The 22,850-nt window shown below is 64.0% G+C and carries 23 protein-coding genes; 9 read left to right on the forward strand and 14 right to left on the reverse strand.

The window, feature by feature from the left end:
* Nucleotides 1-243: 243 nt before the first annotated feature.
* Entirely contained in the window at nt 244-2,100 is a 1,857-nt protein-coding gene (locus A4R29_RS25455; protein ID WP_063173804.1) for a CHASE3 domain-containing protein, read from the forward strand.
* Nucleotides 2,101-2,111: 11 nt separating this feature from the next.
* Here A4R29_RS25455 and A4R29_RS25460 read toward each other — a convergent pair whose 3' ends face one another.
* Nucleotides 2,112-2,681 (reverse strand): putative glycolipid-binding domain-containing protein, encoded by a 570-nt coding sequence (locus tag A4R29_RS25460; RefSeq protein WP_063173805.1) that lies wholly within the window; start codon nt 2,679-2,681, stop codon nt 2,112-2,114.
* Nucleotides 2,682-2,966: 285 nt separating this feature from the next.
* Between A4R29_RS25460 and ubiG the strand changes: the two genes are divergently transcribed.
* Complete coding sequence (gene ubiG / locus A4R29_RS25465; RefSeq protein WP_013529456.1) at nt 2,967-3,716, forward strand: bifunctional 2-polyprenyl-6-hydroxyphenol methylase/3-demethylubiquinol 3-O-methyltransferase UbiG; 750 nt, start codon at nt 2,967-2,969, stop codon at nt 3,714-3,716.
* 2 nt (nt 3,717-3,718) lie between these two features.
* Here ubiG and A4R29_RS25470 read toward each other — a convergent pair whose 3' ends face one another.
* Together A4R29_RS25470 and A4R29_RS25475 are read right to left on the reverse strand one after the other, a co-directional pair.
* The gene (locus A4R29_RS25470) at nt 3,719-4,237 is read right to left on the reverse strand and encodes a flavin reductase family protein (protein WP_063173138.1); all 519 of its coding nucleotides are present in this window, start codon (nt 4,235-4,237) and stop codon (nt 3,719-3,721) included.
* 142 nt (nt 4,238-4,379) lie between these two features.
* Nucleotides 4,380-5,270 (reverse strand): DMT family transporter, encoded by an 891-nt coding sequence (locus tag A4R29_RS25475; RefSeq protein ID WP_013529454.1) that lies wholly within the window; start codon nt 5,268-5,270, stop codon nt 4,380-4,382.
* 96 nt (nt 5,271-5,366) lie between these two features.
* Here A4R29_RS25475 and A4R29_RS25480 point away from each other — a divergent pair, with 96 nt between their 5' ends.
* Complete coding sequence (locus A4R29_RS25480) at nt 5,367-5,852, forward strand: MarR family winged helix-turn-helix transcriptional regulator (protein ID WP_013529453.1); 486 nt, start codon at nt 5,367-5,369, stop codon at nt 5,850-5,852.
* A 6-nt stretch (nt 5,853-5,858) separates the two neighbouring features.
* Here A4R29_RS25480 and A4R29_RS25485 read toward each other — a convergent pair whose 3' ends face one another.
* The 5 genes from A4R29_RS25485 to A4R29_RS25505 all read right to left on the reverse strand — a co-directional run bounded on the left by A4R29_RS25485 (nt 5,859) and on the right by A4R29_RS25505 (nt 8,932).
* A complete protein-coding gene (locus A4R29_RS25485; protein WP_167355189.1) occupies nt 5,859-6,413 on the reverse strand; it encodes a hypothetical protein in 555 nt (184 codons plus the stop codon).
* 122 nt (nt 6,414-6,535) lie between these two features.
* On the reverse strand, nt 6,536-6,961 hold the full coding sequence (locus A4R29_RS25490; protein ID WP_013529451.1) for a DUF1178 family protein: 426 nt from the start codon (nt 6,959-6,961) through the stop codon (nt 6,536-6,538).
* Nucleotides 6,958-7,824, reverse strand: coding sequence for a carbon-nitrogen hydrolase family protein (locus A4R29_RS25495; RefSeq protein WP_082827592.1), 867 nt, complete (start codon nt 7,822-7,824; stop codon nt 6,958-6,960). Before A4R29_RS25495 ends, A4R29_RS25490 begins: the two co-directional genes overlap by 4 nt.
* A gap of 10 nt (nt 7,825-7,834) precedes the next feature.
* The gene (grxC, locus tag A4R29_RS25500; RefSeq protein WP_013529449.1) at nt 7,835-8,104 is read right to left on the reverse strand and encodes a glutaredoxin 3; all 270 of its coding nucleotides are present in this window, start codon (nt 8,102-8,104) and stop codon (nt 7,835-7,837) included.
* A 27-nt stretch (nt 8,105-8,131) separates the two neighbouring features.
* On the reverse strand, nt 8,132-8,932 hold the full coding sequence (locus tag A4R29_RS25505) for a ComF family protein (RefSeq protein WP_013529448.1): 801 nt from the start codon (nt 8,930-8,932) through the stop codon (nt 8,132-8,134).
* Nucleotides 8,933-8,997: 65 nt separating this feature from the next.
* Here A4R29_RS25505 and A4R29_RS25510 point away from each other — a divergent pair, with 65 nt between their 5' ends.
* Nucleotides 8,998-9,873, forward strand: a complete 876-nt coding sequence (locus A4R29_RS25510) for a class I SAM-dependent methyltransferase (RefSeq protein WP_024503791.1) — start codon at nt 8,998-9,000, stop codon at nt 9,871-9,873.
* A 28-nt stretch (nt 9,874-9,901) separates the two neighbouring features.
* Here the strand turns inward: A4R29_RS25510 and A4R29_RS25515 are convergent, their stop codons facing one another.
* The 5 genes from A4R29_RS25515 to argJ all read right to left on the reverse strand — a co-directional run bounded on the left by A4R29_RS25515 (nt 9,902) and on the right by argJ (nt 13,079).
* Entirely contained in the window at nt 9,902-10,087 is a 186-nt protein-coding gene (locus A4R29_RS25515; RefSeq protein WP_013529446.1) for a Flp family type IVb pilin, read from the reverse strand.
* Between the two features lie 109 nt (nt 10,088-10,196).
* Entirely contained in the window at nt 10,197-10,511 is a 315-nt protein-coding gene (locus A4R29_RS25520) for a hypothetical protein (RefSeq protein WP_013529445.1), read from the reverse strand.
* A 129-nt stretch (nt 10,512-10,640) separates the two neighbouring features.
* On the reverse strand, nt 10,641-11,063 hold the full coding sequence (gene mutT, locus A4R29_RS25525; RefSeq protein WP_063173141.1) for an 8-oxo-dGTP diphosphatase MutT: 423 nt from the start codon (nt 11,061-11,063) through the stop codon (nt 10,641-10,643).
* Complete coding sequence (locus tag A4R29_RS25530; protein ID WP_063173142.1) at nt 11,056-11,808, reverse strand: GNAT family N-acetyltransferase; 753 nt, start codon at nt 11,806-11,808, stop codon at nt 11,056-11,058. Before A4R29_RS25530 ends, mutT begins: the two co-directional genes overlap by 8 nt.
* Nucleotides 11,809-11,837: 29 nt before the next feature.
* The gene (argJ, locus tag A4R29_RS25535; RefSeq protein ID WP_063173143.1) at nt 11,838-13,079 is read right to left on the reverse strand and encodes a bifunctional glutamate N-acetyltransferase/amino-acid acetyltransferase ArgJ; all 1,242 of its coding nucleotides are present in this window, start codon (nt 13,077-13,079) and stop codon (nt 11,838-11,840) included.
* Nucleotides 13,080-13,538: 459 nt separating this feature from the next.
* Between argJ and A4R29_RS25540 the strand changes: the two genes are divergently transcribed.
* Complete coding sequence (locus tag A4R29_RS25540; protein WP_013529441.1) at nt 13,539-14,138, forward strand: TetR/AcrR family transcriptional regulator; 600 nt, start codon at nt 13,539-13,541, stop codon at nt 14,136-14,138.
* 70 nt (nt 14,139-14,208) lie between these two features.
* On the opposite strand, the gene A4R29_RS25545 is transcribed toward A4R29_RS25540, so the two are convergent.
* A complete protein-coding gene (locus tag A4R29_RS25545; protein WP_024503787.1) occupies nt 14,209-15,126 on the reverse strand; it encodes a peptidylprolyl isomerase in 918 nt (305 codons plus the stop codon).
* Nucleotides 15,127-15,372: 246 nt separating this feature from the next.
* Between A4R29_RS25545 and secA the strand changes: the two genes are divergently transcribed.
* The 4 genes from secA (at nt 15,373) to A4R29_RS25565 (ending at nt 22,801) form a co-directional block, all read left to right on the forward strand.
* Nucleotides 15,373-18,105, forward strand: coding sequence for a preprotein translocase subunit SecA (secA, locus tag A4R29_RS25550; protein WP_013529439.1), 2,733 nt, complete (start codon nt 15,373-15,375; stop codon nt 18,103-18,105).
* Nucleotides 18,106-18,604: 499 nt separating this feature from the next.
* Complete coding sequence (locus tag A4R29_RS25555; protein ID WP_063173144.1) at nt 18,605-20,005, forward strand: lipopolysaccharide biosynthesis protein; 1,401 nt, start codon at nt 18,605-18,607, stop codon at nt 20,003-20,005.
* Nucleotides 20,005-21,285 (forward strand): GNAT family N-acetyltransferase, encoded by a 1,281-nt coding sequence (locus A4R29_RS25560; protein WP_063173145.1) that lies wholly within the window; start codon nt 20,005-20,007, stop codon nt 21,283-21,285. The genes A4R29_RS25555 and A4R29_RS25560 overlap by 1 nt, the downstream gene beginning before the upstream one ends.
* 232 nt (nt 21,286-21,517) lie before the next feature.
* Nucleotides 21,518-22,801 (forward strand): coiled-coil domain-containing protein, encoded by a 1,284-nt coding sequence (locus A4R29_RS25565; protein ID WP_063173146.1) that lies wholly within the window; start codon nt 21,518-21,520, stop codon nt 22,799-22,801.
* The last annotated feature ends 49 nt before the right edge of the window (nt 22,802-22,850 follow it).

The raw sequence follows: 22,850 nt of genomic DNA on the forward strand, positions 1-22,850 counted from the left end.
TTTGCCTGAAGCCGGATCCCAGCCAAAAGCCGGAATCCCGAAAAGCGGAAGGCCGGCTGACGCCGGCCGCTGAATGCGCGGCCTCCTTAGCCAAATGACGAAGGTTTCGCAAGGCTGGCGGCCAATTGCCGGCTCCAGAAGCCGGCATATTGCCTTCCGCCCCGGCGCCGCCTACGAAATGCTGCCTGCGGGAATTCTTTTGGTTCGGCATAGCAGATGATGATTGCTCGGTTTCGACGTGCCATGCGATGGCAATCGCTCCCGCTTGTCGCAGGCTTTGCGGTGCTGGCGCTTATTGTCGGCAGCCGTGCCATGCTGGTCGAGGAACAGCGGGCCAACCGCGCCGCCGCGCGCGAGGCAATCGAATATCAGCAATTGCTTTCGGGTCTGCTTTCTCTGGCACAGGAAGCCGAGAACGGCCAGCGTGGCTACCTGCTGACCGGCGAGAAATCCTATCTCGAACCCTATCGGAGCGCTGTCGGCGCCATTCCGGGGCAACTTGCCCGTATCGACAGCTTGACCGCCCCCGACGACCAGTTCGTCCAGCCGATCAACCACATCAAGGACGCGCTTTCGCAAAAGCAGGCTGAACTGGCCGAGACGATTGCCCTATACGACCAGGGCAATGCGACGAAAGCGCTGGATCTGATTCGCAGCGGCCAGGGCAAGGCAGTCATGGACGAAATCCGAACCAGCATGGATACGGTCCGACGCATCAGCGCCGCAGCCGTCGCCGCGCGCGACGCGCATACCGACCAGGTCGAGACCTGGCTACGCATCGGTTCGGTGGCGGCACTGCTGGCGATCTTCCTGCTTGCCGGCTACGCGATCAGGGAATCGCGCCGCCGCTTCCTTGAGGTGGCCGTCGCCCAGGAGGAGTTGGTGCGCAAGAACGTCGCGCTCGGCAGTGAGATCGAGATACGTGAAAAGGCAGAATCCCAGATCCGCCAGATGCACAAGATGGAGGCGGTCGGCCAGCTTACAGGCGGCATCGCCCACGACTTCAACAACATGCTGGCGGTGATCATCAGCGCCATGAACCTCGCCCAGCGCAAGCTGGCGCGCGGCGAGCACGATATCGCACAATTCATCGACGCGGCGATCGATGCCGCGACCCGTGCCGCCAATCTGACGGCCCGGCTGCTCGCCTTCTCGCGTCAGCAGCCGCTGGCGCCGCAGATCGTCGACGCCAACCGCCTGCTGACCGGGATGTCCGACCTGATCCGGCGGGCACTCGGCGAAACCATCCGCATCGAAACGGTGCTGGCGGGAGGCTTATGGAAAACCCATGCCGACCCGAGCCAGATCGAGAACGCCGTTCTCAACCTGGCCGTCAACGCCCGCGACGCCATGGGCGATGACGGCAAGCTGACCATCGAGACCGCCAACAGCCATCTCGACGACAGCTACGCCGCCGCCCATGCCGAAGTCGCGGCCGGCCAGTATGTGATGATCGCCGTCAGCGATACCGGTTCGGGCATGACCCCCGATGTCATGGCCAAGGCCTTCGAACCCTTCTTCACCACCAAGCCGGTCAACAAGGGCACCGGCCTTGGATTGAGCCAGGTGTTCGGCTTCGTCAAACAGTCGGGCGGCCACGTCAACATCTATTCCGAGCCCGGCGAAGGCACGACAATCAAGATCTACTTGCCGCGGTATTTCGGCGCCGAAGAGCCGGCCGTGCCCACCGGGCGCGGCGACAACCCCGCCGCACCGGTCGCCGAAACGATCCTTGTCGTCGAGGATGATGCCCGCGTGCGGGTCTCCACCGTCGAGGCCATACGCGAACTCGGATACACCGTCATTGATGCCGCGAGTGGCGAGGAAGCGTTGCAGAAACTGGCGGAGAACCCGAAGGTCGCCCTGCTGTTCACCGACATCGTCATGCCCGTCATGAACGGCCGCAAGCTGGCGGAAGAGGCCGTTGCCCGCATGCCGCTGCTGAAGGTGATCTTCACCACCGGCTTCACCAGGAACGCCGTGGTCCACAACGGCGTGCTCGACCACGACGTGCATTTCCTCGCTAAGCCCTTCACCATCGAGCAACTGGCAGCGAAACTGCGTGACGTGCTTGGCACGACGCAGGTCGCAGCGGACTGATCACAATCGCTTCAGCCTGACGCAGCCGCGCTTCTCCAAAGGCCGGGATAGTCGACAACGAAGCCGTGCGGCGAGACGTTGAGGGTCTCGTCATAGCCGAACACCGGCGCGGCGTAGGCATAGCGAACCGTGTCGAGACGCCGATAGGTCTGATCGAGGCGCACCAGCCTCAGTTCAGGGAAAGTCAGGTAGGCGGCCGGGGCAGGCGACGCTTCGCCGATCCCGAGGCCATACCGGCGGATCGCCACCAGGTTCGATGCCGGTGTGAAGCCAAGATCAACGTCGACAAGGCCGTCGACGCCCTGCTGGACTTCGCCGTTCAGCGTCCACTGGCCGTTGAAATCGCGTTCGATCGCATAGTGCAGCTGGCGCGTGCCGAGAAAGCCTTCGACAAGCGCCGCCCGTGTGTGCCAGCCGGCATCGCAATCCACCCCGTAGGCGAGGCAGCACGGCTTGCCGTCCTGGATGAAGATGACTTGTCCCTTGAGGCTGTGCCCGCCATCGGTCTGCGCAAGCAGACAGGCATCATGCCCCTCCACGTCCAGCCGATGCCAGAGGATCGAAGCCGTCATTGCTGTCATCGTCACCTCCTTCGAGTTCAAAACGATGATGTGTTCCTTCGCCCGCCAGGCCAATTGTGTTTCACCGCGGCGCACTCCAGCTGACATGCCCTGACAGAATCCGGCTCCCTGCCGGCAGAAGAAAATTGTTGCCTTGACATTCGCGGCTTCACGCCCGACTTCCTAGCGCATGACCCCGAAATCGAAGTCGATTTCGGAAAGGATCATGCGCAGAATCTAAAGTGCTACAGCGTCCTTTGCGCGTCCAAGAGGACGCGCGGCGCTGTAGTGTCGAGGAGACCAACTATGCCAGAGCCCCGACGATCGACGATCGATGCCGGAGAAGTGGAACGCTTTTCCGCCCTTGCCGCCGAATGGTGGAACCCGAACGGCAAGTTCCGTCCCCTGCACAAATTCAATCCGGTCCGGCTGGCCTATATCCGCGACCAGATAGCGACGCGCTTCGGCCGTGACCCACGCGCTGCAAGGCCTTTCGAGGGACTGCGCATCCTCGACATCGGTTGCGGCGGCGGACTTTTGTGCGAGCCGATGGCGCGGCTTGGCGCCGAGGTTGTGGGCGCGGATGCCTCCGAAACCAACATCGAAGTGGCCAAGCTGCACGCCGCCGAAGGCAATGTCAGCGTCGACTATCGCGCCACGACGGCCGAGGACCTTGCCGACGCCGGCGAGAAATTCGACGTCATCCTCAACATGGAAGTGGTCGAGCATGTCGCCGACATCGACCTGTTCGTCGCCAAATGCGGCGAGATGGTGCGGCCCGGCGGCATCATGTTCGTGGCCACCATCAACCGCACGCTGAAGGCGCTGGGCTTAGCCATCATCGGCGCCGAATATGTGCTGCGCTGGCTGCCGCGCGGCACCCACCAGTTCGGCAAGCTGGTGCGCCCGGAAGAGCTCGAAAAGGCGCTTGCCGGCGCCGGCCTGACCATCATCGACCGCACCGGCGTCACCTACAATCCGCTGGCCGACCGCTGGGCGCGGTCGAAGGACATGGACGTCAACTACATGGTCCTGGCGGAAAAAGGCTCGGTCTGACCTTATTCAGAATTCAGCGGCCTGTAGCCGCCGCGCCAGTAGATCAGCGCCTGGCCGGCATCGGACGTGCGCACGGCCTCGACCGAACCGATGACGATGGAATGCGTTCCGCGATCGATCATTTCATCGAGGCTGCAGTCGAATGCGGCCACCGCATCCGAAAGCAGCAAAGCTCCGGTCTTGAGCGTCACCCATTCGGCGCCCTCATAGCGGTCCTTGCCCTTGATGCCGCCGAAGCCGGAGAACCGCTCGGCCACGCGCTGATGCTGGGGGCCAAGCGAGTTGACGCCGAAATGCCGGTAGCGTTCGATCACCGGCCAGGTCGACGATGACCGGTTGACACAGGCGATCACCTTGGGCGGCTCGGCCGACAGCGAGACGACCGAAATGACCACCAGACCGGAGCGATCCTCGCCGGTGCCGGCGGTGATGACGCTGACATTGCCGACGATCAGCCGCATCGCGGCGCGAAAATCAGCTACATCGACGGCAGTCTCCTCGGATGTCTTCGGTTCGGTCATGGCTTGCTCCAGAGCACGATTCCAAAAAGGGAAAGGTCCTCGGAAAAGACCACGCTCAAACAAGAAGATAAAGCAGATCTGGATACAAATTCAGGTGAGATCGGCTCCAGGCGCGAAGGCAGTTCGGATCCCCTGCGACCGCTCACGCCTTCTGGCTTTGTGCCCTGGTGGTGATGAACACGCCGGCGGTGATGATGAGCGCGCCTGCCCAGGTCAGCAGTTGATAGTGCTCGCCGAGGAAGAGGGTTCCGGCAAACAGGCCGACGGCCGCCGCCACATAACCGATCTGGCTGAGATAGACCGGACCGCCGACCGCCTGCAGCCGGAAGAAGAACGCGAACATCGCCGATGCCGACGCAACCTGCGCGACGACGACCAGCGGCACGCCGCCGAGTGGGACGAAAGCTTCGCCGCCGAACAGGAGGAGAATGCCGGCAAGCAGCATCGCCGCCGACGCCAGATGGCTGCCGACGGCAAGCTCGATCGGGCCGGTACCGTCCGGCCAGTCGACCGTGCGATAGATGTTGCCGGCGGCAAGGCTGACCGGGATGAGCAACCCCATCGCCACCCAGAACAAATCGGCCGGCTGGCCGGCCTCGCCGCGCGTCACCGCGACCATGACGGCGCCGACGAAGCCGACGGCGATGCCGGCAATGCCCAGCATGTTGGGGCGCCGGACACGCAGCAGGATCGAGAACACCAGCGTGATGACCGGCGACAGCGTGAACATGATGCCGGTGTAGCCGGCGCCCAGATGCGGGATGGCCGAGAACATCAGGAGATTGGGGACAGCATAGGACACCGCGGCGGTGACGAAGAAATAGCGCAATTTGTGCGCGGTGAGCCGGACCCGCTTGCCGCGAGCCAAGAGCATGCACAGCAAGACCCCGCCGGCGCCGAGCGAGATGACGAAGGCCCAGACCATGGCCGGCACGCCGGCAGCCGTGGCGAGCTTGCCGAACGGCAGCGTCAGGCCGAGCAGGCCGCCGGTGACGACCAGCAGGCCGAGCGCCGAATCCCAGAGAAGCTTCATTGACCGAATCCTGTAGCGCGGCTCTTGGCCGGCATTGCATCTTGCAGTAAGATAACGGAAAGATTCTTAACGTCAAGATAAATGATGGTGAGACAGTTGGACAGGGCAGCACGGGCGATCGAGCAATGGAAGCGGGAACGACCCGATCTGGACGTCTCGCCGATGGGTGTGCTCGGGCGGCTGAACGAGGCCGCCTCGCTGATCGCCCGCGAGCGCCTGGCGCCGTTGTTTGCCCGTTATGGATTGCAGTCCGGGGAATTCGACGTGCTGGCAACGCTGCGCCGCTCTGGATCACCCTACGCCCTGACGCCGACCGCCCTCTATGAAGCGACGATGGTGACGTCAGGCGCCATGACCAACCGGCTCGACCGGCTCGAAACGTCCGGATTGATCCTGCGCGGGCCGCACCCCAACGATCGGCGCGGCATTGTCGTGCGGCTGACCGAAAAGGGTCTCGCGTTGATCGATGAGGCTATTGCCGCCCATGTTGCCAACGAGCATGAGATTCTTTCCGGCCTGACACCGGCCGAACGGGAGACGCTCTCTCGGCTGCTTGAGAAATTGATCGGGAGCGTGAGCTAAGCCGGGTCAGTTCGTAGGCTGCCGCGAGAACCGGCGCCGGTGTTTCCAGCGGCGGTATGATACGGTGAGGTCGATAAGCCGGGTCGGCATGTTGAGGTAGAGCAGAGCATCCCGCAAACCGCTGAGATAGCGCTCACTCATCGCCTTGTCGGAAAAGTCCGGCATGGCCTCGAGTGTCGCTTCGGCTTGCTGGCTCCGGCCCTTTCCGGTCGGCAATCTGGCCGCAAAGGCTATTTCTCGACGCAGACAGACCTGCTCCACGCGATCCCGCAGCGCCTCTTCGTAGCCGATACCACATCGCATAAGCCGCGCGTGGGTGGCTTCATGGACGATAATCGAAGCGACCAATTCCGGCGTCGTCCCTTCGCTGATGATATGGCGCTCGTCCAATTCGCATGCCTTGGAAGAGTTTGCCCATTGCGCGACGGAAGCAGGAAGGGTTGTGACAAATACCTGTCTTACGTCACCAAGCAGCCGTCTGTAGCGCACTGGATCAAAATCACGAATAAGCTGAAGCGCCTCGACGATCTTGTCGGTGCCCTTGTCGCTGATGATGAGCAACCCGTCGATCGTTCGGGTACCGCTAAGCTTGACGGCGCCCCAGCGGGCCAATCGGCCAACGACGGCTCTTATGCTGCGTCGCGGCTCAATCGCTTCTGGGTCGCGCAAAGCTCCCTCGGAACTCAGTTGCGGTCGTCCGGAAACACCGGGATCGGCATGAACTCGACGCCGTCCTCGACCAGGCTCTTGGCTTCGTCCAGCGTCGCCTCGCCATAGATGCCACGCGGGTCGCTCTCGCCGAAATGGATCTTTCGCGCTTCCTCGGCGAACTTGTCGCCGACATAATCGGCATTCTCGCGCACCTTCTCGGCCATCGCCTTCAGCTGCGCCAAAGCCTGCTTCTGCGCCTCGCCCATGGCCAGCGCTATGGTTTCCTGCTTGCGCGCCGTGGAGACGGCCGGCGCCATCAGTGCTTTCTGCACCTTGTGCGAACCGCAGCTCGGGCAATCGACGAAGCCGCGCTTCTTCTGGGTGTCGAAATCGTCGTTGCTGCGGAACCAGCCTTCGAATTCGTGCTCGTGCTCGCAGATCAGGGCAAAACGGATCAAGAGGCTGCACCCCTGAGCCGCGGCGCCTCGCCCGAGCCGGCATTGACGGCAAAATCCCGCGCATTCCTGAGATTGGGGATCTTCTTGCGCGCGGCAAGCGACTGCGCCGGGTCGATCTCGGCGACGATCACCGCCGGTTCGTCATGCGCGGCTTCCGCAATGATCCGGCCCCACGGATCGACGATCAGCGAATGACCGTAAGTCTCGCGGCCGTCTTCATGCAAGCCACCCTGCGCGGCGGCGACGACATAGGCGCCGTTCTCGATGGCGCGCGCCCTGAGCAGCACGTGCCAGTGCGCCTCGCCCGTCTGGCGGGTGAAGGCAGCCGGTACGGAAAGCAGGTCTGCGCCGGCCAACGCCTCGGCGCGGAAGAGTTGCGGAAAGCGCAGATCGTAGCAAACGGCGAAGCCGAGCTTTGCACCCTCGATGTCGGTGACGACGGCCTCGGTTCCCGGTTCATAGGCGGCGGACTCACGCCAGCTCTCGCCATTGTCGAGATCGACGTCGAACATGTGGATCTTGTCGTAGGCGGCGAGCGCAGCACCATCCGGCCCGAACAGCAGCGCCCGGTTGGCGAGCTTGCCGTCAGCGCGCAGAATGGCGGTCGAGCCGATATGCAGGAAGATGCCGAGCTCCCTGGCCAGCCTGCGCGCGGTCGCAACGACGATGTCCTTGTCCTCCGACGTGAACGATGCGGCGCGAGCTTCCTTGTCGCGGATCAGCGCCCCGGTCATTTCCGGCGTCTGGATGTAGGTGGCACCTAGGCTGGCTGCTTCACGCACCAGCCGTTCGAGATCGACGGCGTTGCGCTCGGGGCTCTCGCCCGAACGCATCTGGATCGCAGCGGCCTTGAAAACACCCATCGTCATTCCCTCAATTCGTCGCGCCGTTGGCGAGCAATTTGTCCAGCCGGCCTTCGGCCTCCAGCTCGTGGAGGTCGTCACAGCCGCCGACATGCGTATCGCCGATGAAAATCTGCGGAAAGGTCGTGCGGCCATGCGCCCGGGAGATCATCTCCTGGCGCAATTCCGGCGAGAAGGAGGCATCGTGCTCGGTAAAGGCTATGCCCTTGCGCTCGAGCAGCCGCTTGGCTGCCGTGCAATAGCCGCACATCATGCGGGTGTAGATCGTGACATCGGTCATGACGAATTTCCGCTGTTCGTTGCCGACTTATATAGTCGCGGACTCGTCCGCCCGAAAGTCCCCCGGCAACACACGCGCAAAGGTCAGCACGTCGACGGCGGCCGCACCTCCCCTTTTCAGCGCCTTGGTGGCGGAACGCACCGTGGCGCCGGTGGTGTAGACATCGTCGATCAAAAGCACCCTGCGGCCGGCGATCTCGATTTCCGCCTCGGCGGGCACCCGGAACGCGGCCCGCACATTCTCCTCGCGTTCGCCGCGCTCCAGCCCAACCTGCTGGCGGGTGAGTTTCACGCGCCGCACCGCCGAGGGGGCGAAGGGCAATCCGCTAAGTGCCGAGACCGCCCTTGCCAGTTCCGCCGACTGGTTGAAGCGCCGCCTGAAAAACCGTCGCCAGTGCAGCGGCACCGGCACCACCACATCCGCCTCGGCGATGAGATCGGCACCCGCACGCATCATCCAGCGCGCCATCCAAGGTGCCAGATCCGTGCGATCCTGGTATTTCAACCCTTGCACCATCTGGCGCGCAACGCCGGAATAGGCGACCGCCGCCCGCGCCCGCTCGAAAGGCGGCGGATCGGCAATCGCCTCGGCCGACAGAAAGCCTTCGCCCATATGGTGGGTGAACGGCGTACCCATGACAGGGCACCATGGCCGCTCCAGCAGCCTGAGCTTCGGCCAGCAGGCGCCGCACAGCACGCCCGGCTGCGAGACATGCCGGCGGCAACCGGCGCAGACCGGCGGAAACAGCATCCGCGCCGGCCAGCCGACAACCGACCGGGCCAGGTTCGTGATCCCGATGGACTTGATCTTGGGCATCGGATCGGCCACGTGGTTGCTCCTGCGCGCCACTATATCAACGATCTCGGAGCGTGGACAAACAAAGGATCTGCCCGTTGCAGCCAATAATGGATACCTCTCTGTGGCTGACGCACAAGCGGCGCGCGCTTGCCCGTCCGGTCGACGGCGCGGACTTCCTCATGCGCCGCACGGCCGAGGACCTTGCCGACCGGCTGGGCGCCGTCGAGCGCCGGTTCGGCAAGGCGGCCGTGCTGTTTTGCCAGACGCCGGCGGCGGCCGAAACGCTCGCCGAAAGCGGCAAGGTCGCCGACATTGTCCGCGTCGAGACGGATACGGCTTTCCTGAGCGGTGGCGATGCCGGCCTGATCGCACCGCTCGAAACCGTGCCGTTCGAGCCGGAAAGCCTCGATCTGGCGGTGTCGCTCTTGTCGCTGCAGGCCATGAACGACATCCCAGGCATGCTGATCCAGATCCGCCGCGCGCTGCGGCCGGATGGGCTTTTCCTCGGCGCCTTTGCCGGCGCCGGCACGCTTTTCGAATTGCGCGAAAGCCTGCTTGCGGCCGAGACCGAGCTTTACGGGGGCGCCAGCCCGCGTGTCGCGCCGTTCACCGATGTGCGCGATGCCGGTGCGCTGCTGCAGCGCGCCGGTCTCGCTCTGCCGGTCGCCGACGTCGAGACGGTGACGGTGCGCTATGCCAGCCTGTTCAACCTGATCGCGGATCTGCGGGCCATGGGCGAGACCAATGCGCTCACCGATCGCAGCCGGCGGCCGGGCTCGCGCAAGCTGTTTGCCCGTGCGGCGGAAATCTACGCCGAGCGGTTTTCCGACCCCGACGGCCGCGTCAGGGCAAGTTTCTCGATTGTCTGGATGTCCGGCTGGGCGCCCGACGCTTCGCAGCAAAAACCGCTGAAGCCAGGGTCGGCCAAGGTCTCGCTGAAAACAATCCTGGAGGCGCCCGACGGGCAATGATCCTGCCCCAGGGTGCGGAAAAGCCGGATCAGGGAGTGGGTGCGAAAGCGTTCGCAAGCTTGCTGTTGTTGTCGCTGAACAGCCAGATGATCCCGTCGCGGACCTCACCGATACCGCCGACGATGGCCAGCGACAGCACGGCGATGATCACGCCATATTCGACGGCCGTGGCGCCGGTCTCGTCGTTCAGAAAACCCAGCAGCACTGCTTTCATGGCCTCAACCCCTCTGTCCGGGACCTTACAGCCGACCTGTTAAGAAAGGTTAACGGCAAAGGCTTAACAGGCGGTGAAACCGCCGCCTTTGCGAAATTTCTTAACCATGTCAGCAGTCGCCGCTGCTCCGGCCATTGGACCTGATGATGCAGACCGAGCTCGGCTGCGGCTGCAGCACGCTGCGGCGCAGCGTGTAGGTTTCGCGATGGCCGATCGAGCCTGTGGCCGCCATGTCGAGCCCGCCGAAACCGTCACGGGCCGACAGCGAGCGTGTCTGGCTGTCGAGGAAAGGGGTTGCGATCAGCGCCAGCGCCACCGCGGCCGAACCGAACAGAAGCGTTATGCGCAATATGCCCATGCCCGCATCGGCGGCGCGAAACCCCCGCTCGGGCCGGATCGAGTCCCAATCCCTGTCTAGGCTCATGCTATCGCTCCCCGGCAAATCGACGGCTCGGCCGCGAACGGCCATGCTTCAATTTTTCACGACGAGATAAATCTTCCATTAATGCTGGCTGATACAACGCCTCGGCCAGGAACCGGCCGGACGGGAGCCTCAGAGAAGATCGATGAGGAACGGGATCAGCGGCTCATCGGCCGGCGGCATCGGATACTCGCGCATCTGCTTCGGCCGCACCCATTTCAGCGTCTGCCCTTCCCTGGGCTGCGCGATACCGCGAAAGCGGCGACAGATGAACAGCGGCATCAGCAGGTGGAAATCGTCGTAGGAATGGCTGGCGAAAGTGAGCGGCGCCAGGCACGGGATGTCGGTTTCGATGCCGATTTCCTCATGCAGTTCGCGAATGATGCATTGTTCGGGCGTCTCGCCCGGCTCGACCTTGCCGCCGGGAAATTCCCACAGCCCGGCAAGTTGCTTGCCCTGAGGCCGCTGCGCCAAAAGCACCCGGCCGTCGGCATCGACCAGCGCGCAGGCGGCGACCAGCAGCAGGCGCTTGCCGGCAATCACGACATCATTCATGACCCGGCGGCCGGCGGTAGTGGTAGCGATAGACTTCCTCGAAGCCGAGCGAATGGTAGAGCGCCAGTGCCGGCACATTGTTGGCCTCGACTTGCAGCCAGGCTTCCCGTGCGCCCCGCAGCCGTGCCCATTTCAGTGCCGACAGGATCAGGTTGCGGCCGTGGCCCCTGTTGCGTGCCGACTTGTCGGTGGCGACTTCGAACAGGCCGGCGAGATCGCCGTCATGCACGCAGATCAGCGTCGCCAGCGCTTCTGATCCATCTTCGAGCGCGAACAGCCCGGCTTCGGGCTGGATGGCGCCGATGATCTCCGACAGGCCGGGGCGCAGCGAAACATCCGAACCGCTGACCTTGAGCGACGCGCCGATGAAGCGGCTGATGTCTTTGAGCGGGATCTGGTCCATGGCAGCGTCGAGTTGCGCATCGGCCAGCGGCAGCCGCATGACCAGCGACTCGTCGAACCGGCTCCATCCCTCATGGTCGAGATGACTGGCAAGATCGGGACCCGACAACGGCGACATGCGGAATGTCAGCGGCCTGCCATAGGCATCGAAACGGCGGCTGGCCCTGCCTATACGGTCGGCAATGTGCTGGATGTCGCCGGGATCGAGCGGATTGACCGAGTTCAGCCGCTTGGCCGGATGGCCGGCGGTCAGCCGCACCACCCAGGTGCCGTCATAGTGGACGGCGGCCGCCGGCCAGGCGCGAAAGCCGGCCGCCTCGTAACGGCGAACGATCGCGAGCATGCTTGCCGGATGCCTGGAGCTCAAAACCGTCAGCTCCGGTAATCGCCATTGATGGCGACATATTCCTTGGTGAGGTCGCAGGTCCACACCGTCGCCTTGCCGCGGCCAATGCCGATATCGGCGCGGATGCGGATATCGTCGCGCTTCATGTAGGCCGACGTCGCGGCCTCGGAATAGCCGGGGTCGCGCTCGCCTTCATGCGCCAGCCTGTTGTCGCCGAACCAGATCGACAGCCGGTCGCGATCGGCGGGTTCGCCGGCCTTGCCGACGGCCATGACGACGCGGCCCCAATTGGCGTCCTCGCCGGCGACTGCCGTCTTGACCAGCGGCGAATTGGCGATCGACAGCGCGATGCGCTTGGCCGAGCGCGCCGATTTGGCGCCGGTGACGGTGACTTCGACCTGCTTGCGGGCGCCTTCGCCGTCGCGCACCACCTGCAGCGCCAGCGATTTCAGCACCTTGCCGAGCGCCCGGCGGAACGTGCCGAGACGGGCATCCTTGGGATCGGTTATCGCCGGCGCGCCGCGCCTGGCGGCCTTGCCGGTGGCGAAGATCAGCAGCGTGTCGCTGGTCGAGGTGTCGCTGTCGACGGTGACCGCGTTGAAAGTCTTGGCCGTGCCGCGCGACAACAGATCCTGCAGGACAGGGGCGGCGATCGGCGCGTCGGTGGCGATGAAGGAGAGCATCGTCGCCATGTCGGGCGCGATCATGCCGGCGCCCTTGGAAATGCCGTTGATGGTGACATCGGTGTCGCCGAGCTTGACGGTCGCGGTCGCCACTTTCGGATAGGTATCCGTGGTCATGATCGCCTTTGCCGCTTCGGTCCACAGCTCGGGCTTGCCGTTGCTGACCAGCCCCGCGAGCAGATGGCTGAATTTGCTGGTGTCGAGCGGCTCGCCGATGACGCCGGTCGAGGCCATGAAAACCTCCGCTGCCGTGCAGCCGGCCGCCTTCGCCGCCGCCTCGCCGGTCAGTGCGGTCGACTCGCGGCCCTTCTTGCCGGTGAAGGCGTTGGCGTTGCCCGAATTGACGACCAGCACCCGCGCCTTGCCCGCGCCGAGATTCTGCCGGCAGAAATCCACCGGCGCCGAGGGGCATTTCGATTTCGTGAACACGCCGGCGACCGCAGTGCCTTCATCGAAGACCATGGTCAAAAGATCGGTGCGGCCCTTGTACTTTATCCCGGCCTCGGCGGTGGCGATGCGCACCCCCTCGATTTCTGGCATTTTCGGGTATTTCTTCGGCGCAAGCGGCGAAATCGTCGTGGACATGGAGGCCTCGGGCGGGAAAATCGCAAGGGAAGGCCGGTTTGCCCGATAGACCGCGCCGGCGCAAGGGCGTTTTCGTCGCTCTTGTCCGGGAGCTCGAACTCGCCCCTGGGAGCAGGGCTCCGAGACGTCGCAAGCCCATGCAGTAGACATCGTCCGACGGCCGGTCCGGCGGTGTCAGCCAGTTTGCGCCGGCCGCGTTCATGTTAGTAGGAATTTATTCTTGACAGGGTGAGAGCAGCTATGCTACATTTTCGTCCATGGTGCTGATTTGCGCCAGTGACCCGCCTCCGGCGGGTTTTGCTTTTGGGGGCTCACCAACCGAGACGCCGGTAAGATTCCAGAAAAACGACCAACCCCTGCCCCGACCTTGCCAGCCTCCAGAAGCTTCAAAACGCGCCGTTTCGTTTGAGCGTCGGGTCACCTATATTGCCGGCGAAGTGTTTGGCGAGGACGACAGAGATGGCCGAGGACGCCGATCCGGCGCGCAGATCGATCGGTGCGCGGCGCAATCCCGACAGCGCCGAGGCCATTCTCCAAGCCGCCGAGACCGTGCTGGTCGAAGCCGGTTATGCCGGTTTCTCGATCGAGGCGGTGGCGCGGCGGGCCCGCGCCGGCAAACCCACCATCTATCGCTGGTGGCCGAGCAAGGCGGCGTTGCTGCTTGAGGTCTACCAGCGCCAGAAGCGCGTCGATGTTCCCGATACCGGGGTGTTGGAGGAGGATCTCGTCGGCTTCCTGAAGAACCTGTTCGCCCACTGGCGCGAGACATCGTCGGGAAGCGTGTTCCGGTCGCTGATCGCCGAGGCACAGTCGGACGAGACCGCGGCCGCGGCCCTTGCCGACTACTCACTGGGCCGACGGTCCCATACCGCCCAGATCATCGAACGCGCCAAGGCAAGGGGCGAAATCCCGGCCGAAATCGATTCAGCTGTTGTCGCCGACCTGATCGCCTCCTTCGCCTGGAGACATCTGCTGACCAACCGGCTCGACGAGGACGAAGCGACCATCGGCAAGGCCGTCAACTACGTGATGCGAGGCATAGCGGCGCCTGCCTCGTAAAGACGGCAATGAATGAAAAAGGGCGCGGCAACCCCTGGCTGCCGCGCCCCTTTTCAAAAAGCTGCCAGTCTTACTTGGCGCTTTCCAGCGTATCGACCGCCTTCTTCAGGTTGGCGTCGGGGATCTCGACCTTGGCGCCGGCGCGCAGCGACTTGACCAGCGCGAAATACTTGTCGCGGATGACCGCCTGCTTGGCCTGGTCCTTGACGTCGTCGAAGGCCGGCGGCTGCTTGGTGCGCTTGTCCTCGAGCTTGATGACATGCCAGCCGAACTGCGTTTGCACCGGCTGCTCGGTGTATTTGCCGACCTCGAGCGCGGAGGCAGCCTTGTCGAACTCCGGCACCATCTGGCCAGGTCCGAACCAGCCGAGATCGCCGCCGCTGGTCTTGCCTGACGGATCGCTGGTGTGCTCGTTGGCGAGCTTCTGGAAGTCGGCGCCGCCGTCGAGCTGCTTGATGATCGCCTCGGCCTCTTCCTTCGTCTTCACGAGGATGTGACGGGCATGCAGCTCGTTGGTGGGCGGCGTGTTGGCGATTTCCTGGTCGTAACGGGCGCGGACCTCGGCGTCGGTGACCTTGTCGACGACACCCTTCTCGACCATCTCGCCATGCAGCGCGCGCTGCTGCAGGAAGGCCATGCGGCGCTGGAAGTCGGGATCCTTGTCGAGCCCTGTGGTGACCGCCTGGGCGGCCATGACGCGGATCTCGATGGCAGCCGAAAGGGCGGCGGCACGGCGCTGCTCGGGCGGCAATTGTGCGAACTGCTGCGACAATTCCCCTTCGGCAAGCACCAGATCTGCTTCGGTCAGGGGCTGACCGTTGACCGTGGCGATAACCTTATTGGGATCGACCGGTGCCGCGGCTGGCGCTGCTGCATCCGCTGGAGCGGGAGCGGTTTGCTGCGCCATCACAGGCGAGAGCGAAAGGGCCGACAGGCCGACGGCCAAGCCAAGGCTGGCGAGCGACGCGCGGCGAAACAACAGGGACATAGGGGGACTCCGGTGGGGATTGTTAAGAGGGGTGCTTCCAGATCGGCCAGATTGTGGCGGAATTTGGCGCAGCCAGCAGGGCCAGCGCGGCGTTGACATCAGTTGAGCCCCCTCTTATCTGTCCAACGACTTTGCGTCCAGAACCGTTTTCCGGGCGCTTTTTGTGTTTGTCCACGTTCACGTGGAATTGATGGGGCCGCCCGGCGCTCATCTCAAGATTGAGAATTCTATCGAAAGGACCATTGGATGGTCAGTCTCGGCGGTCTCGCCCGTAAGGTTTTCGGTTCCTCCAACGACCGTCGGGTCAAATCGACCCGGCCCCGTGTCGAGGCGATCAACGCCATGGAAAACGAGATGCGGGCGCTTTCCGATGAGGAATTGGTCGGCCGCACCGCGAAATTCCGCCAGGACATCGCCAACGGCGCCACGCTCGACGACCTGTTGGTGCCGGCCTTCGCCACCGCCCGCGAGGCCGCGCGCCGCGTGCTCGGCATGCGCCCCTTCGATGTCCAGCTGATCGGCGGCATGGTGCTGCACAATGGCGGCATTGCCGAGATGCGCACTGGCGAGGGCAAGACCCTGGTCGCGACGCTGCCGGTCTACCTCAACGCGCTTGCCGGCAAGGGCGTCCACGTCGTCACCGTCAACGACTATCTGGCCACCCGCGACTCAGAATGGATGGGCCGCGTCTACAAATTCCTCGGCCTCTCGGTCGGCGTCATCGTCCACGGCCTGTCCGACGAGGAGCGCAGCGCCGCCTACGCCGCCGATGTCACCTACGCCACCAACAACGAGCTCGGCTTCGACTATCTGCGCGACAACATGAAATACGAGCGCGCCCAGATGGTGCAGCGCGGTCACAATTACGCGATCGTCGACGAAGTCGATTCCATCCTGGTCGACGAGGCGCGCACGCCGTTGATCATTTCCGGTCCGCTCGAGGACCGTTCGGAAATGTACAACACCATCGACACCTTCATCATCCAGCTGCAGCCGCAGGATTATGAGATCGACGAGAAGCAGAAGACCTCGATCTTCACCGAGGAAGGCACCGAGAAGCTCGAGAACCTTTTGCGCGACGCCGGCCTGCTCAAGGGCGAGTCGCTCTACGACGTCGAGAACGTCGCCATCGTCCACCACGTCAACAACGCGCTGAAGGCGCACCGGCTGTTCCAGAAGGACAAGGACTATATCGTCCGCAACGGCGAGATCGTCATCATCGACGAGTTCACCGGCCGCATGATGCCGGGCCGCCGCTATTCGGAAGGCCTGCACCAGGCGCTCGAAGCCAAGGAGCATGTGGCGATCCAGCCGGAGAACCAGACGCTCGCCTCCGTCACCTTCCAGAACTATTTCCGCCTCTACAAGAAGCTGTCCGGCATGACCGGCACGGCACTGACCGAGGCAGAGGAATTCGGCAACATCTACGGCCTCGAAGTCACCGAGATCCCGACCAATCTGCCGGTGATCCGCATCGACGAGGACGACGAGGTCTATCGGACGGTCGAGGAGAAATACAAGGCGATCGTCAGGGAGATCCGCGAAGCCAGCGCCAAGGGCCAGCCGACGCTGGTCGGCACCACCTCCATCGAAAAATCCGAGCAGCTGGCCGAGCGCCTGCGCAAGGAAGGTTTTACCGATTTCGAAGTGCTGAACGCCCGCCATCACGAGCGCGAGGCGGCGATCGTCGCCCAGGCCGGCAAGCCCGGCGCCATCACCATCGCCACCAACATGGCCGGCCGCGGCACCGACATCAAGCTCGGCGGCAATGCCGAGATGCGGATCGAGGAAGAGCTGGGCGACATGCCGGCCGGCCCCGAACGCGAGGCGCGGGAAAAGGAAATCATTGCCGACATTGAGCGGCTGAAGGAAAAGGCGCTGGCCGCCGGCGGCCTCTATGTGCTGGCCACCGAACGCCACGAATCGCGCCGCATCGACAACCAGCTTAGAGGTCGCTCAGGAAGACAAGGCGACCCCGGCCGCTCGAAATTCTTCCTGTCCCTGCAGGACGATCTGATGCGCATCTTCGGCTCCGAGCGCATGGACGGCATGCTGCAGAAGCTCGGCCTCAAGGAAGACGAGGCGATCATCCATCCGTGGATCAACAAGGCGCTGGAAAAGGCGCAGAAGAAGGTCGAGGCGCGCAACTTCGACATCCGCAAGAACCTGTTGAAATATGACGACGTCTCCAACGACCAGCGCAAGGTGGTGTTCGAGCAGCGCATCGAACTGATGGACGGCGAAGGCCTCTCCGAAACGATCGCCGAGATGCGCGAAGGCGTCATCGACGAGATCGTCGCCAAGGCCATTCCCGAAAATGCCTATGCCGAGCAGTGGAACGTTGCCGGGCTGAAGGCCGAGATTGCCGAGTTCCTGAACCTCGACCTGCCGGTCGAGGACTGGGCCAAGGAAGAGGGCATCGCCGAGGACGACATCCGCGAGCGCATCGCGCAGGCCGCCGAAGCCGCCGCCAAGGAGCGCGCCGAGCGTTTTGGCCCCGAGGTGATGAATTACGTCGAGCGCTCGGTGGTGCTGCAGACGCTCGACCATCTGTGGCGCGAGCACATCGTCAATCTCGACCATCTGCGCTCGGTCGTCGGCTTCCGCGGCTACGCCCAGCGCGATCCGCTGCAGGAGTACAAGGGCGAGGCGTTCGAGCTGTTCCAGGCCATGCTCGGCAATCTGCGCCAGGCCGTCACCGCGCAGCTGATGCGCGTCGAACTGGTCCGCCAGGCCGCCGAAGCCCCGCCTCCGGAAGCCCCCGACATGTTCGGCACCCATATCGACGGCACAACCGGCGAGAACGACTTCGAAGGCGGCGAAACCGCCCTCCTGGTCCGCCCGGAGACAACCGCAATCGTCGCCCCCGAAGACCGCGACCCCAACAACCAGGCCACCTGGGGCAAAGTCGGCCGCAACGAAGCCTGCCCCTGCGGATCGGGAAAGAAGTACAAGCACTGCCACGGGGCGTTCGCGTAAGGGGCGCTTTTCCTTCTCCCCGTTCACGGGGGTGAGGCGTGGTCCGCGTAACGGACGAAAAGCCAATTGCTTGGCTTTTCGAACGACGAACGCCCGGAGCGATAGCGAAGGGCTGGAGTGCCGACGTTCGCGATTAGCCCATCTCCCCACCTGAGGGGGAGATGGCCGGCAGGCCAGAGGGGGGGCGCTGTCCCGCCGACTAAGCCGCCTCGAACTCGAACTTCAGCTGCGCGGCCTCTTCCTCTGGCAGCCAAGGCACCATCTGAGGCACGATCGATAAAGCTGGGTGCTATCCTGATCGGCAACGTCTCCGTGCTGCACGCCTCGGCGATGATGAAACAGCGGCGCAACCTCAAACGCCTGCGCCGCCCCTCATCCGCCTGCCGGCACGTTCTCCTCGTATAGGGACGGGGCGAAGGAACTTCTCACCCAACCGTTTCTTAATGTGTCTCCGCTACACCAACGCCTGAAAAGAAGCGGAAAACGGAGAGAAATCGGGGTGCGCTTTTCCGCGGCCACGACTGCCGGGCGGTTCTTGCCGCAGCGTTGGGCGCTGCGCATGGGGCCGTTGCTTGGCCGCATCGATGCCGTGCTGTTCACCGCCGACGAGCGCGGCGAGGCCAGCCGCATGTCGGTTATCGCCTTCTCGGTCCGCATCGTCAGCGCCGTCATTGCCTTCGTCAGCCAGGTGCTGATGGCACGCTGGATGGGCTCGTTCGAATATGGCATCTTCGTCCTCGTCTGGGTGACGATGGTCATCGTCGGCAATCTCGCCTGCCTGGGCTTCCACACCTCCGTCATCCGCTACATTCCCGAATACCGCGAGCGCGGCTTGATGGACGAGTTGCGCGGCATCGTGCTGGCCAGCCGTCTGTTCGTGCTGATCGCATCGACGCTGATCGCCGGGCTCGGCGCGCTCGGCGTCTGGCTGGCGGCACCCTGGATCGAGAACTACTATGTGATCCCGTTCATCCTCGGCGTCATCTGCCTGCCGATGATCGCCATGTCCGACCTTCTGTCGGGCCTGGCACGCGCCAACAGCTGGGCGCTGTTTGCCCTGTCGCCGACCTATCTGGTGCGGCCGGTGCTGATCCTGCTGTTCATGGCGCTGATGCTGTTTGCGGGCTACGCACCCGATGCCAGGACCGCAATCTTTGCTTCGATCGCCGCCACCTACGCCACAACGCTCGGCCAGCTTATCGGTGTCACCCAGCGCATGGAACGGCAGATTCCGGCCGGGCCGATGAAGGTCCATTTCGCGCAATGGTTCGTCGTCTCGCTGCCGATCTTCCTGGTCGAGAGCTTCTTCTTCCTGCTGACCAATGCCGACGTGCTGATGGTCGGCGCCTATATGGACCCCAATGACGTCGCCGTCTATTTCGCCACGGTGAAGACCCTGGCGCTGGTGCATTTCGTCTACTTCGCCGTCAAGGCCGGCGTTGCCCAGCGCTACGCCCAGTTCACCCATGGCGACCCGCAAAGGCTCGCCGCCTTTGCCCGCGAGACGGTGTCGTGGACGTTCTGGCCTTCGCTGTTGATGGCGCTGCTGGTGCTGGCGCTCGGCGAGCCGATGCTGGTGCTGTTCGGCCCGGAATTCAGCAGCGGCTATCCCTTGCTGTTCCTGCTCGTCTTCGGCGTCGCGGCGCGCGCCGCCGTCGGCCCCTGCGAAAGCCTGCTGACGATGAGCGGCAACCAGAACATCTGCGCCGCCGTCTATGCCATGACGCTGGCCTTCAACATCGCCCTCAACGTGGTGCTGATCCCGATGTTCGGCCTGTGGGGCGCGGCCATGGCCACCGCCTTTGCCATGATCTTCGAAGCCGGCGCGCTGTCCTTCACGGTGTGGCGCAAGCTCGGCATCGTCATGCTTATCTTCGTGCCTGCGAAAGGAGCCGCGTGATGGCTGCCATCCCGTTGCTTGAGGAAACCAGCGGCGGCACCGCCGGCGCCATGGTGTCGGGCCTTGCCGGGCTGACCCGTGACGCCGACCCCGCCCATATCGAGATTCTCGCCAACAACCGGCCCGAGCGCAAGCTCGCCATCTACCCGGCATCCGCCGGCTTCGACCTGGTCGAGGAACTGGATTATCTCTGCGCCCGCACGGTCGAGCCCAACGTGTTCTTCAACCCGCGTTTCCTTGCGCCCGCCATGCCGCGGCTGGAAGATCGCGAGGTGCGGCTGGCGGTCATCCGCGACGGCGACGAATACCGCAACCGGCTGCGCCTTCTGGTGCCGTTCTCGGTGGAACGGCCGGTGGTGCCGCTCGGCGTGCCGGTGATGCGCACATGGTCGAGCCCGTTCGGTCCGCTCGGCACGCCGCTGGTCGACCGCGACGACCCGGTGGGCGTCGTCGAGGATTTCTTCTCGATGCTGTCGCGCCCGCATCTCAAGCTGCCGAAAGTGTTCGTCCTGCCCGATGTCCGGCTCGATGGCCCGGTGGCGAGCCTGTTTGCCACCGTGGCCGAGACGCGCGGCCTGATGCTGGTCACCACCGGTCAGACCCTGCGTCCGGCGCTGGAGAGCGAGCGCGACGGCGATGACTATCTGAAGGCCTCGCTGCGTTCGCACCATTATCGCGAGTTCCGGCGGCTGAAGCGGCGCCTTGGCGACCTCGGCAGGCTGGAGCATGTCGTGGCGCGCGGCCCCGAAGACATCCGCCACGCCATCGAAGGCTTCCTGACGCTGGAAGCGGCCGGCTGGAAGGGCCGCGAACGCACCGCCATGGCGATCGACCGTTTCCGCGCCGCCTTCGCCCGCGAGGCCGTGCACCGGCTGGCCGAGCAGGACATGTGCCGCATCCATTCGCTGACGCTCGACGGCCGCACCATCGCCTGCCTGATCGTCTTCGTCGAAGCCGGCATCGCCTACACCTGGAAGACCGCCTATGACGAGACGCTGGCCAGCTATTCGCCGGGCACCTTGCTGATGATCGAGGTGACCAGGCAGCATCTCGACGATCCCAACATCATGATGACCGATTCCTGCGCCGTGCCCGACCATCCGGTGATGAGCCGGCTATGGGCCGAGCGCAAGCCGATGGGCACGCTGGTGATCGGCCTGACGCCGGACGCCGACCGCCTCACCCGCCAGGCCGCCTCGCAACTGCACCTCTACCGCGAAACCCGCAACATGGCCCGCCTGCTGCGCAACCGCATGAAGAGCTTGTTGGGGCGGCGCTGAGAAAAGGCAAGGGTGCGGTTCTGGAAGGATGGCACATTTTCGCTGCAATATTTGACACGGAGGTGGCCGGGACTTTACTTCGATTGCCCAAGAGGCAAGCGCTAAGATCGACTTCCGCTTCAAAAAAACGAGATTTCTTGCAGCAATTTTCCGGTGAAACCCGGCAAGATCTACTCGCATTCTTGTCCTTGATGCACGATAGTCTAGTGATTCGGTCCGCGATGAGAGAAAAATGTCGCTGAATCATGAGGCCAACGGCGCCCGGCACATCAGTGCGAACGACAGCGCCGTTGTCCGAAGGGCCGACGAAGACTTCGAAGAACTGATTCGAAGCATCCGAGCCGCCACGCATCAAGCTTTGCCTCTCTTCGAAGAGGAGCCCGTGACCGGATTGGCCCAGTCAGACACGCTGGCCGCCTCCCTCGGCTCGACTTCGGCCCGGACGGGCTCGAGTCAGGGCCACGCCATGCGCAGCTCCTCGCTCTTGTCCAACGATGACGACTTGGCGTGGTCGCTGGTTGAGGACTATGTGGCCAGGCTCGATGCGCAAACGCACGATGCCGACGCTCCCGATACGGACAAATGGGACTTGCAGGAAGAGGTGGCGAAGCTGCAACGCTTGCAGGATCGCACCTCGAAAGAGCTTGGGCGAAAATCGCGCGAGCTATCGATCGCAAGCAAGACCATCGCCGACCTGGAGGTCCAACTCAACAGGGCACGGCAGACCATTGCGCAGGCAGATAGGCATGCCGGCCAGCGCGCAACACGGTTCCTCGAAGCGAATGTCGAGGTCGAGCGCCTGGGACGGAACCTGGCGCGCGTGTCGGGGCAACTCCGCGACGAGACCATGGCCAGGCAAGCCGCCGAGCAGGCGCGTGAGGACGTTGCATCGCGGCTCGCCAGCTTGCAACAGGCCGCCATGCTGCTTCGTTCCAAGGTCGCGGACTACCAGCTCCACAACGAACGACTGACCGGCAAACTATCTGCGCAGATGCTTGTACAGCAGGACCTGCAGGCGCGGCTGTCCACGGTCGAGCATCAGCGCGGCGTTCTCGGCGATTGCGCCGCCGCCGCGCAGGAACGGGCCGTGGAACTTGAAAAGAGGTTGCGCTTGCTCCAGCGCAGCGCCCCCGATCAAAGCGTGGTCCGCGCAACGCCGAGCGCCGGGCAGCGCGCCGAGGACGTGGCCGAGCATCGGCGCCAAACCTCGGAAACCGAGATTGCGAAATTACGCCAGGAGCGCGACGCGGCGCGCCGGGACTGTGGCGCGGTGAAGGTTCAACTCGCCGATCTCCGCTTGCGCGGCATGACCGACGAACTCGCGCATGCCCGTTGCCGCAACGAGAACCGCCAGCTTCACCAAAGGCTGGAAACGCTGACACGCCAGGATCCGCCCAGCGGACCGGCAGCCGATGACAGCGCCGACCTAGAACGGACATTCGACGAATTGCTGGCAGCTGGCGAGATCGGCCCGGCCAATGACGGCGACCCCAGCGTGGCGCGCAAAGCGTGTTGATCGCCTGCTGAGACGTATCGGGAGCCAAAGCGACCGTGACGTCCTTCGT

It is taken from the genome of Mesorhizobium ciceri biovar biserrulae (assembly GCF_001618845.1).
Taxonomy (GTDB): domain Bacteria; phylum Pseudomonadota; class Alphaproteobacteria; order Rhizobiales; family Rhizobiaceae; genus Mesorhizobium; species Mesorhizobium ciceri.

Coding starts and splice junctions, on each gene's coding strand:
- A4R29_RS25545 (WP_024503787.1), bottom strand. CDS start 15,126: ATGTCCCTGTTGTTTCGCCGCGCGTCGCTCGCCAGCCTTGGCTTGGCC.
- mutT (WP_063173141.1), bottom strand. CDS start 11,063: ATGAATGATGTCGTGATTGCCGGCAAGCGCCTGCTGCTGGTCGCCGCC.
- A4R29_RS25455 (WP_063173804.1), top strand. CDS start 244: ATGCGATGGCAATCGCTCCCGCTTGTCGCAGGCTTTGCGGTGCTGGCG.
- A4R29_RS25565 (WP_063173146.1), top strand. CDS start 21,518: ATGTCGCTGAATCATGAGGCCAACGGCGCCCGGCACATCAGTGCGAAC.
- grxC (WP_013529449.1), bottom strand. CDS start 8,104: ATGACCGATGTCACGATCTACACCCGCATGATGTGCGGCTATTGCACG.
- A4R29_RS25540 (WP_013529441.1), top strand. CDS start 13,539: ATGGCCGAGGACGCCGATCCGGCGCGCAGATCGATCGGTGCGCGGCGC.
- A4R29_RS25460 (WP_063173805.1), bottom strand. CDS start 2,681: ATGACAGCAATGACGGCTTCGATCCTCTGGCATCGGCTGGACGTGGAG.
- ubiG (WP_013529456.1), top strand. CDS start 2,967: ATGCCAGAGCCCCGACGATCGACGATCGATGCCGGAGAAGTGGAACGC.
- A4R29_RS25560 (WP_063173145.1), top strand. CDS start 20,005: ATGGCTGCCATCCCGTTGCTTGAGGAAACCAGCGGCGGCACCGCCGGC.
- secA (WP_013529439.1), top strand. CDS start 15,373: ATGGTCAGTCTCGGCGGTCTCGCCCGTAAGGTTTTCGGTTCCTCCAAC.
- A4R29_RS25470 (WP_063173138.1), bottom strand. CDS start 4,237: ATGACCGAACCGAAGACATCCGAGGAGACTGCCGTCGATGTAGCTGAT.
- A4R29_RS25495 (WP_082827592.1), bottom strand. CDS start 7,824: ATGGGTGTTTTCAAGGCCGCTGCGATCCAGATGCGTTCGGGCGAGAGC.
- A4R29_RS25515 (WP_013529446.1), bottom strand. CDS start 10,087: ATGAAAGCAGTGCTGCTGGGTTTTCTGAACGACGAGACCGGCGCCACG.
- argJ (WP_063173143.1), bottom strand. CDS start 13,079: ATGTCCACGACGATTTCGCCGCTTGCGCCGAAGAAATACCCGAAAATG.
- A4R29_RS25475 (WP_013529454.1), bottom strand. CDS start 5,270: ATGAAGCTTCTCTGGGATTCGGCGCTCGGCCTGCTGGTCGTCACCGGC.
- A4R29_RS25520 (WP_013529445.1), bottom strand. CDS start 10,511: ATGAGCCTAGACAGGGATTGGGACTCGATCCGGCCCGAGCGGGGGTTT.
- A4R29_RS25530 (WP_063173142.1), bottom strand. CDS start 11,808: ATGCTCGCGATCGTTCGCCGTTACGAGGCGGCCGGCTTTCGCGCCTGG.